This is a genomic window from Actinoplanes couchii (assembly GCF_016862075.1).
Classification (GTDB): domain Bacteria; phylum Actinomycetota; class Actinomycetes; order Mycobacteriales; family Micromonosporaceae; genus Actinoplanes; species Actinoplanes couchii.
Window position 1 is genome coordinate 1 of the sequence record NZ_BOMG01000143.1, and the last position, 9,224, is coordinate 9,224.

Annotated in this window: 8 protein-coding genes; 2 read left to right on the plus strand and 6 right to left on the minus strand. The window is 64.2% G+C overall.

Annotated elements, in window-relative coordinates; all coding sequences use genetic code 11:
* Window positions 1-27: 27 nt before the first annotated feature.
* The 6 genes from Aco03nite_RS50995 to Aco03nite_RS51020 all read right to left on the minus strand — a co-directional run bounded on the left by Aco03nite_RS50995 (window position 28) and on the right by Aco03nite_RS51020 (window position 7,696).
* The gene (locus tag Aco03nite_RS50995; protein WP_203810239.1) at window positions 28-201 is read right to left on the minus strand and encodes a CsbD family protein; all 174 of its coding nucleotides are present in this window, start codon (window positions 199-201) and stop codon (window positions 28-30) included.
* 905 nt (window positions 202-1,106) lie between these two features.
* On the minus strand, window positions 1,107-1,382 hold the full coding sequence (locus tag Aco03nite_RS51000; protein ID WP_203810241.1) for an STAS domain-containing protein: 276 nt from the start codon (window positions 1,380-1,382) through the stop codon (window positions 1,107-1,109).
* Between the two features lie 838 nt (window positions 1,383-2,220).
* Window positions 2,221-2,607, minus strand: a complete 387-nt coding sequence (locus tag Aco03nite_RS51005; protein ID WP_239146127.1) for a BLUF domain-containing protein — start codon at window positions 2,605-2,607, stop codon at window positions 2,221-2,223.
* 30 nt (window positions 2,608-2,637) lie between these two features.
* Window positions 2,638-2,850, minus strand: coding sequence for a hypothetical protein (locus tag Aco03nite_RS51010; RefSeq protein ID WP_203810245.1), 213 nt, complete (start codon window positions 2,848-2,850; stop codon window positions 2,638-2,640).
* Window positions 2,851-4,105: 1,255 nt separating this feature from the next.
* On the minus strand, window positions 4,106-5,665 hold the full coding sequence (locus Aco03nite_RS51015; protein ID WP_203810247.1) for a methyl-accepting chemotaxis protein: 1,560 nt from the start codon (window positions 5,663-5,665) through the stop codon (window positions 4,106-4,108).
* A gap of 465 nt (window positions 5,666-6,130) precedes the next feature.
* Complete coding sequence (locus Aco03nite_RS51020) at window positions 6,131-7,696, minus strand: sensor domain-containing diguanylate cyclase (RefSeq protein ID WP_203810249.1); 1,566 nt, start codon at window positions 7,694-7,696, stop codon at window positions 6,131-6,133.
* A gap of 396 nt (window positions 7,697-8,092) precedes the next feature.
* Between Aco03nite_RS51020 and Aco03nite_RS51025 the strand changes: the two genes are divergently transcribed.
* Both Aco03nite_RS51025 and Aco03nite_RS51030 read left to right on the plus strand, forming a co-directional pair.
* Window positions 8,093-8,557: a winged helix-turn-helix domain-containing protein gene (locus tag Aco03nite_RS51025; RefSeq protein WP_239146125.1), complete on the plus strand. Its 465-nt coding sequence runs from the start codon at window positions 8,093-8,095 to the stop codon at window positions 8,555-8,557.
* On the plus strand, window positions 8,521-9,174 hold the full coding sequence (locus Aco03nite_RS51030; protein WP_239146126.1) for a transposase: 654 nt from the start codon (window positions 8,521-8,523) through the stop codon (window positions 9,172-9,174). The genes Aco03nite_RS51025 and Aco03nite_RS51030 overlap by 37 nt, the downstream gene beginning before the upstream one ends.
* Window positions 9,175-9,224 lie beyond the last annotated feature (50 nt).

A 9,224-nucleotide genomic window follows, 5' to 3' on the forward strand; every position in this document is an offset into this window, starting at 1 on the left:
CCCGCCCGATCGCTGGTCCGGGTCCGTTCAGGACTTGAAAGCGTCCTTGATCTTCTCGCCGGCCTGCTTGAGGTTCGACTTGCTCTGATCGGCCTTACCCTCGGCCTCCAGACGCTCGTCGTCGGTGGCCTTGCCCACGCCCTCCTTGACCTTGCCGCCGACCTCTTCGGCCTTGTTGTCGACCTTGTCGTCGAATGCCATCGGGCACCTCCACGTCATTGGTGTACAACATGCGGGATACCCCGACACCGCCACCAACAACCCTGCCCGGCGCAGGTGCCGTCGACGTCAGCTGCCAGCACGTCGAGCCGGGCCGGTGCCGCTGCTTCCGTTCAGGCAATGGCTGTCCCAACCGGTCCGCCGATGAGCCGGTTTTTCCGAACGGACAGAGGGCTGCAGCGGCCATCTTGTGGTGGTCCGAGAACGAAGTACCCGTCGAGGTCTACGCCATCGATCGGCACTTCGATGACCACGTGCGCAACAGCCGATGACACGCTCCGATTGCGCGCTGGCACCTTGCATACCCGCGCCACCCCGCAAGACCGGCACCGAGTCCTACACTTCGGCCACGGCGCCGAGGACATCGGCCCGAAACGTGTATCGCGAGGTAGGGGGCCCGCCGAGATCTGGCCCACGGTACAGGTACCGATGCGGCGCCTAAGACGTTGTACCTCGCTGCCAAACGCTCGATCCGCAAGCAACGGCTGACCCGTGGCACACCCGCTCCGTCATGATCGGCGACGGTGGCCCCAATGCCTGTCACCAACCGGCCGATACCGGACGTGCCGTCGACCGCGATGACATTCGCCTCATCGACTGCGCCGGATCGTCATCGTTCATGTCCCGTTGCGGCCTCACCGAGGTGGCGGCCGACGATCTCGCCACCGCCGTCCACGATCTGCTGGGGACACCGGCAGCTGCCGCCTCGGCATGTCATGGGGACCGAGCTGGACCGGCTGATCTACCCGATCACAAACCACGGTGCGCCGACCGACCCGATCGCCAGCCGGATCCCCCACCGCCAATCAACGAGCGAAGACCTCGGCTAGCTCAACGACACGGACGCCGGGCGCTGATCACGTCCGCCAGCCGGTGCCCCCAAGACCTCAAGAGGCCAACAAGACACTATCGAGGCCGGTCAGGCTGAGGATCCGGCTCGCCACCGAACTCGGGTTGACGACACCGAATCCTCGCCCCTGACTCTTCGCATGCTGCAGGGCTCTGATCAGCACGCCGAGGGTAGTGGAATCGAGGAATCCCACGTCGGCGAGATCTACCCGCACGGCGGCGACCGCCTCAGCTTCGATCCATTCGAACAGAATGCCCTCTACCGTCTGAGCAGCGGCCAGATCCAGCTCACCAGAGAACGCGACCGTGACCACGTCGTCGTGATATACCAAGTGATGCCGCCACATAGGCGGTTGTTCCATGAACGCCCCCAACCTAGCTCCACCATTTCACCACGGGGCCCCCAGCGCGTACGCACCGCGCAGTGTCAGACTTCAGCGTTTCTCACGACTGAGAATCAGGCGGTAGAAAGATCATGCCTGGAGACAGATACTTCGGGGTACCTTGTCGGCTCCACCGTTGGTCGGCCAAGTCTTGCCGCATCCCCGGGATCACACCCTGCAAGCTGATTGACCGGATCGCCCGCCGCGCACCGGCTAGGCACGGGTCACCTCTGGGTGATCGAATTGTGGAGGAGCGCTACAGATGATCTCCGTGACCGAGTTCGCCCGGCGGCTCAGCACCCTCGTGCCCATGACCATGAGCCGCTACGACATCGAGGATCTGGCCGACAATGCGGGTGTTCGCATAGACCCGGCCCGCGGTATTGATACCGATCAGGCACAACGAATGCTAGACCACCTCACCCCGCCGGCTCCGGTCAGCGGAGTGACGATCGCGGCATCAGTGTGGCCGCCTCCCGAGGCCGTGCGCCCTGCAGTTACTCCGGTGACGTTCTCCAGCCTCGGCGCTGTCGGCGCCCCTTCCGAACAGCCAGCACGGCCACGCAGTCCACGGCAGGGGCGCGGTGGGAAGCCTGGGTGGTCACGGCCGGCCCGGTAGCTGCACCGAATCCGCCAGGCGTACGTTCAGGTGCGGTCAGGCTTAGGTCGTGTTGAGGTGGCGGCGCAGTTCGGCGGGCACCTTGGCCGGCAGCTGGGACACTCCGATGACTGCAGATGCCGGCCGGATCGCCCGCGGCCGAGTGGTGGCTCACATCGTGGCGCCAGTGGCCCGCAAACCGCGCAATGTCGCCAGCGCTGCCGATGCTGTCATGGACGGCGGATCGAATGCCTCGCGGTCAAGACCGCTGGCATCCATTGCGCCCATGGTCCAGTCGGGGAAGAGGCGGCTGCTGATGCCCTCAAAGGCGACCAGAGTGACTCCGCTGTGCCGCTGGTCTCGGGCGATGGCCAGAAATTTGCGGGTGACCGCGTCCCGCGGACCTTCCAGGCACTGCAGGAACCAATGCCGGTCGAAGGCGAGGACACCCGTTATCTCCTCACCTCGGTTCCCCTCCCGCGCCTCGTCGAGAATCCGCAGAATCCCCTGCGCCCCGACGTCGCCTTCTACGCTGAAGTAAACCAAGCGGCTGAGCATCACAATATACACAATAACAAACAAGCAAGATCAAAAATGGTGTTTTAGCCACTTACCCGCACCGATTACACGATTCGTGAGCTTTATTGGACAAGCAGCGATGCGGGTGTTCGATAGACCGCCCAGACAGAGTTCGTCGAACCGTTTCCTCAGCAGGTACACGCAGGGGTGAGCCGATTTGTGATAGCCGACGACCACATCAGTCGTGTCTCGAATAGCGGGGAAGCCCAGCAGCACACCCACGCCGATTGATCGTCGGCAGGCCGTAAACCACGTGTGTTGACACCCCGCCAGCTCAGGTGATCAGCGATCTACGACCGCCCCTGGCGCCGCCATTTCAGAACAGAGGCTCGTGACCGTGCTTTCCGGGTTGCGGGCCGTCAGCGCTGGATCGACGTCGGCGTGAGCGCTTTTCGGATCCGATCCGGACGTTTTCGAAGTCCGCGGTCACGGTGGGGTCGGCCGTCAGGTCGATGCGGGCATGCATCGTGCCTCGGTCCCGGTGACCGAAACGGAGACTGCGTGGGCCAAACGCGCTGTCGCAGTTCGCGAGCGGTAAGCGCCGCCACGGCGCACCCGCGTCAAGGACAGCATCCGGACCGGCGGAACGCCGCCCGCGGCCGGTTCCCGTTCCGTGTCTTCGCGTTCGACAGTCACAGTCAATGGTGGCGACATCGCGACGGGGTGACTACCCGGCGGCCCCGGCCTGGCACTGATACGGCCAACCGAACGTCGTTCGAGGTGACACCGAATGGGTACGAACCTCCGTTATCCACACCCTGTGGACTGCATCTGTGCATAACGGCTTTCATGGGTGCCCAGCCCCGTTCGCCTAGGGAGGCGTGGTCACCGTGAGCGAGTACCTGGATCTCCCGGGCGCGGAAGGAGCCATGGCACGGGCATCGTGACTGTGCGCCATCCGGTCGCCGGCTCAACGGCCCCAGGACCAGAACGACAGGGCGGCTCTTGAATCCACGGACCGACCCAACTTCGATGGGCTGCAGCGGACTGCGACGTGGCGGATTCGAATCACTCAGCGTGAGCCTTGACGAGCCGATGGAACGGCCGTGTTGCTAACCGTGCCACCGCAGCAAGCGTATGAATTCCTCCTGACCCTGACCCTGGCCCTCGGGATGACAGTCCCGGCGCTGGTCTCTGTCAGCCGACATGTCCGCGTTGCGGCTCGGTGGCGCCCAGCATCTCATCGCGGGGATGGAACCATTCGAACAGGCCCAGGGCCTCGATCTGATTGCACACCTGCTCGCCCCAGTCCAGGCCGGTTCAAGCGGTCTCGGCGAGCACCTGCGCCAAGATCATTTCGGTAAGCGAATGCTTGCGGGTGCAAAACCCGATCGGGTTCGATGCTCGACGAGCATCGACGGTTCTTCAGAGACACCGCGCGCAGAGGCGGGCCCGCTCATGGCTGTCGGCTGGAGACCTCATGTTCGCCGATTACCCGGTTGGTAGCCGTCTCACCGGCCAGAGGCGCACGACCGGCTCAGACGGTAAATCGCTCGACGATGGCGTGCAGAGCGGAAGCCGCCCGTTTGACCTCACCCGCGGCAGCATGGGCCTGGTTGACACCGTTGAGTGTGGAAGCGCTCGCGGTGGCGACGTCGCTGATGCTGCCGGCAATGACGCTACTGCTGGTCGACACTTCAACGATACTGCGGCTCATCTCCGCGGTCGTGGCCGTCTGTTCCTCTACCGCCGAGGCAATAGTCGTCTGGTAGTCGTTGATCTGCTCGATGACCACGCTGATGCGGTCCATCACGTCAACGGCATTGGTCGCATCCGCCTGGATCGCGGCGACCCGTGCGCTGATGTCCTCCGTGGCCTTGGCTGTTTCCTGCGCAAGGTCCTTGACCTCGCTCGCGACCACGGCGAAGCCTTTGCCCATCTCGCCGGCACGGGCTGCCTCGATGGTGGCGTTCAGGGCGAGCAGATTGGTCTGTTCAGCGATCGAGGTGATCAACTTGACGACATTGCCGATCTCCTCGCTCGAAACTCCCAACTTGCGGATGACATCACCGGCGGTACGTGCCTCATTCACGGCCGTACTCGCGGTTTGAGCTGCGGCGCCGGCATTGTTGGAGATCTCCGCGATCGCGGCACCCATCTCCTCGGAGCCAGCCGCCACGGTCTGCACGTTGAAACTGATCTCGTTCGCGGCCGAGTTCGCCTCGCCGGTCTGCGCCGTGACGCTCCGGGAGGCATTGGCGATCTGCGCGGCGACGGTGACAAGTTCGTTCGACGCGTGGGCGAGCATGTCGGCGTTACCGCCCATCGTGGTCACGGTCTCGTGTAGCCCGTCCAGAGTGCGATCCAGGCTGGCCGCCATCTGCCCGAGTTCGTCGCGGCTACCCACACCGGTACGCCGGGTCAGATCGCCGGAAGCCAACGCGTCGATCACCGTACCAACCGCGTTGACAGGGCGAAGGATGGAGCGAACCAGCGGGATCGACAGCAGGATCAGCAACACCAGACCGAGCAGAGCGACAGCGATCGAAACCACACGGCCCCGGGTGATGGTGCTCTGCATGTCGGCTTCTTCACGGCTGACCGCAGCGTCGATCTGCTCGTGCAAAGCGCTGAGCGCGTCATCCACCACGTTGTTCTTCTCACCGATCTGGGAGGTCTGCTTCGCGGCACTTTCCGGGTCGTCGGCAGCGGCCTTGGCGAACTCGATGATGAACGTGGTGAAACCCTCCACCTCGTCATGGATCTGTCCCACCTGAGCGTCAAGGCCGGCCGGCATACCGGCATCATCGAGGGCCGTGAAAGCCTCCCCGACGCTGGCTACGTCGTCGGTGACGTCTTGGGTTACGTCCTCACCAGCGGCAGCCCGATGCGCGTCCACCTTCAATTCGCTTTCGCGGGTATCGAGATGGTTGAGCGCGGACTTACCGCGAAGCAGCGATACTGCCAGCTCCGCCTGGTCAGCCATGGCGTTCTGGGTATACATGCCGACGCCAGCGATGGTGCCGAGGGTGACCGCTCCGACAACCACGATCAGCGACAGACGCTTGGCAATCCCGAGATCAGCCAGACGACCCATGTGATGCCATCCTTCATCGCAAGCCCAGATGACCCACCGGATGCGGGCATCGGTCAACGGTTCGATCGACTTCCTCGAACCATGAGATCTAAAAGAATCCGAACAAAAATCTAGATTCGGGAAAAGGTCGGGAACGCTGATCCGCCGGAGCAGGGCAGGCCGACAGCCCCCTGCCCTCTTGACTCGCCGAGATCACCGCAGACACCACCGGCCAAGGATCAACTTCACAGCAAGAGACCGTTTCTTCCGGCATCCGAACGATCAGCCACCTCTTCGTCGCGCCGCGCACCGGCCCACGCTGCCGGCCGGCCTCCGTCTCCATAGGCGATTGGCTGGACCGCCTGCTCGTGCTCCAAACACCCGATAAGTTGATCGCGTCCACCGATGTGCTGGACCGGTCCGCCGGGCTCCAGATATACGACCGGATTCGGAATCCGCGTCCCGGCCTACTCGCCCGACGGGCCCTCAGGGCAGCACAGCCTCCACGTACCTGCTCTTACCGCTGTTCTTCGCGGCGTACATAGCGGTATCGGCCTCCCGGATGATGTCGTCGGTACCGGACCCGGGATGGTTCAGCGCGATACCGATGCTGGCGGACACCCGGGCCGGCACACCCCCGATCATGATGGGCTCCTGCGCATCGACGATGATCCGCTCCGCCGTAGGACGAGCGTCGGTGACGTTGGTTAGCCCTTCCAGAATGATGGCGAACTCGTCACCGCCGAACCGGGCGACAGTGTCCGAGGCCCGTAACCCAGTACGCAACCGGCCCGCGATGGCCCGCAGTACCGTGTCACCGGCGTCATGGCCAAGATCGTCATTGATCTTCTTAAATCCATCGAGGTCGATGAAAAGAACCGCGAAGTGGCGCCCGCCCCGGGCATGGGTGGTCAGGGCATGCCTGAGCCTGTCGTAGAAGAGCAACCGGTTGGCGAGACCGGTGAGCTGATCATGAAAGGCTAGATAGCGCAGCTCGTCCTCACGCTCGCGGAGCTGGTTCTCGACCTGCTCCCGGCGGGAGATGTCCCGCCGCAGTTCGGCGGTAGCCCGATCGACTTGTTCCAATGCCCGGTTACGGCTGCCGGCCATGACGGCAGTCACCGCGGCCAGCATGATCGTCAGGCCGACTCCGGAAGCCAGGGTGAGGCGGCTAAGACCCCGGTCGGTGACGTTGAGCAGCCGATTGGTCGGCCACATGCTGATCTCCCAGAGGCGCTGGCCAGCGGTGATACTCGTCCGGCGCTCCAGGTCCCGGTCAGCGACGCGTGTGCCGGGCGCGACGTCGGCCAGCACCGTAGCAGTGCCAGCCGGATCAAGGAGCTGGGCTTGCACCACGCCCTGACCACGGTCGAGCAACGTCTGTGACATGAAGTCCTGGCCCCGCAGCCCCATCGTCGACCAACCGACGAACCGGTCCGGCGCCGCCGACCCGAGGCCTGTATAGACCGGCGTAGCCAACACCACCGACGACTGCTTCTGCTCCGCGACCATCTCATCGTCACGCAACAGGTAGTAGGGAGCACTGATCGCGAGCTGGCCGCTGTCGCGGGCGATGCCGAGCACCGCACTGGCCTGCACACTGGCGGTCAAATCGACACCGTGCATCTGCTTACGGCCGTCGAACCCCTTTTCGAAGATGACGAATTCGTGGTCCACCACTCCCGGCAGCGGTGTCAGCACCAGGCCGTCGAAACCCTGGCCCCGCCAAAACCGCTGAACGGAGACGACATTCCTGGTCGGCACCGGAACCACGAAACCGACGCCGCTGGCACCGGGCAACCGGTTGGCGACGATTCCCGCGGTGATCCGGTTGAGGTCGTCACGAGTCAGATCGGACTGGGCTCCGATCGCGTAGGCCAGATCGGTGAGCGTGTCACCATAGCGCTCAACCCGATCGGTGACCGCGGCGGTGATCTCGGCCGCATACCGGTCCATCAACTGCCCCGCGTAACGGTCCTCACCTGTCTCGACCGCAGCATAGGCACCACACGAGACTGCCGTACCGGCAAACAGCACGAGCAAGGTCAGCAACACCGCGATCAGACGCCTCCGCAGCACCTGATTCCTTACTACCCTCACCCTCTACTGATCGGCACCACCCGCTGCTCGCTGAGCAGGAACAAGCTGACGCGCAACACACCCACCGGCCTCGAAAGCTGACGCGCCGCCTCGCGAGCAAACAACTCCTGAAGATCGACAAACGAATCCGTCCTCATGAGACCGGGGCTCCGACCACCTTTAGACAAAAATTGATGGAATTCGTTGATGCTTGCCGCGCCTGATCTTGACGCCTATGGTTGGTCCGACCCCTTGCGTGATTGCACATAGCTACAGAGGTTGAAAGGCTGACGGTCGTCGGCATGTCTGCGTGACCTTTATCGATGGGTGCGGTAGGCCGGAGGTATGAGGTATCCGGCTGGTGGTGGCATGAACGCGGCAGCCCGGGTCCGGCGTGAGAAGGTCTGGATGCAGGCCGCGGCCATGTTCGAGGAGTCCAAACCGTCCATGAAGATCGCTGCTGAGCTCAGGGTTTCTCCGAAATCGGTCCGTAAGTGGCGGCGTCGCTGGACTGACGGCGGGACCGCGGCTCTGGCGTCATCGGGGCCGGGCGGATCGGACTGCAAACTCTCCGACGAGCAACTCGGCGAGCTTGCCGGCCTACTCGACCGGGGACCGGTGGAACACGGCTGGGTGGACGCCCGCTGGACTCTGGTACGGGTCGTCGAGGTGATCGAACGCCGCTTCGGTGTGTCCTACACGCTGCGCGGGGTGTCCTACCTGCTGCATCGCATCGGTTACAGCCAGCAGGTCCCGACCCGGCGGGCGACCGAACGTGCCCCGGAGGCGATCGCCACATGGCATCGCAGGCGGTGGCCGTCGGTAAGAGGTTAGCCGCGGCCCGGGGCGCGTGGATCTGCCTCCAGGACGAGGCCGGCCAGGTACTGCGGCCGCCGATGGCCAAGACCTGGGCACGCCGCGGCCGTACGCCCGTGGTGCAGATCTCCGGCAAGGGCTCCGGCCGGGTGTCGATCGCCGGCCTGGTCTGCCTCAAGCCCGGACAACGCGGCCGGTTGTTGTGGCGCACCCGGCTGCACCGCGGCCGTAAAGGCGAACGCGGCAGCTTCAGCGAGGACGACTACATCGCCTTCCTCGACCAGGCCCACCAGCAGCTACGAGCCCCGATCGTGCTGATCTGGGACAACCTCAACACCCACGTCAGCCGCCGCATGCACGCCCTGATCGCGGCCCGGCCGTGGCTCACCGTGATCCGCCTACCGTCGTACGCACCCGATCTCAACCCGACCGAAGGCGTCTGGCGCTGGATGAAACGCGGCCTGACCAACATCGCCGCCCACGGCGTCGACCACCTCGCCGCCCTGGTCAGACACCGCCTACGCGCTTGTCAGCGACATACCGATCTCCTCGCCGGCTTCTTCGCCAACACCGGCATGGCCCTCGACCCAGAACTACGCGTGACAACGTCAACCTCAACCTTTCAACCTCTGTAGCACAGGCCTTTGACCAGCGACTTGGCACGTTGGCCAACGTGAGGTCGAGG

Coding starts and splice junctions, on each gene's coding strand:
- Aco03nite_RS50995 (WP_203810239.1), bottom strand. CDS start 201: ATGGCATTCGACGACAAGGTCGACAACAAGGCCGAAGAGGTCGGCGGC.
- Aco03nite_RS51005 (WP_239146127.1), bottom strand. CDS start 2,607: ATGCTCAGCCGCTTGGTTTACTTCAGCGTAGAAGGCGACGTCGGGGCG.
- Aco03nite_RS51015 (WP_203810247.1), bottom strand. CDS start 5,665: ATGGGTCGTCTGGCTGATCTCGGGATTGCCAAGCGTCTGTCGCTGATC.
- Aco03nite_RS51025 (WP_239146125.1), top strand. CDS start 8,093: ATGAACGCGGCAGCCCGGGTCCGGCGTGAGAAGGTCTGGATGCAGGCC.
- Aco03nite_RS51030 (WP_239146126.1), top strand. CDS start 8,521: ATGGCATCGCAGGCGGTGGCCGTCGGTAAGAGGTTAGCCGCGGCCCGG.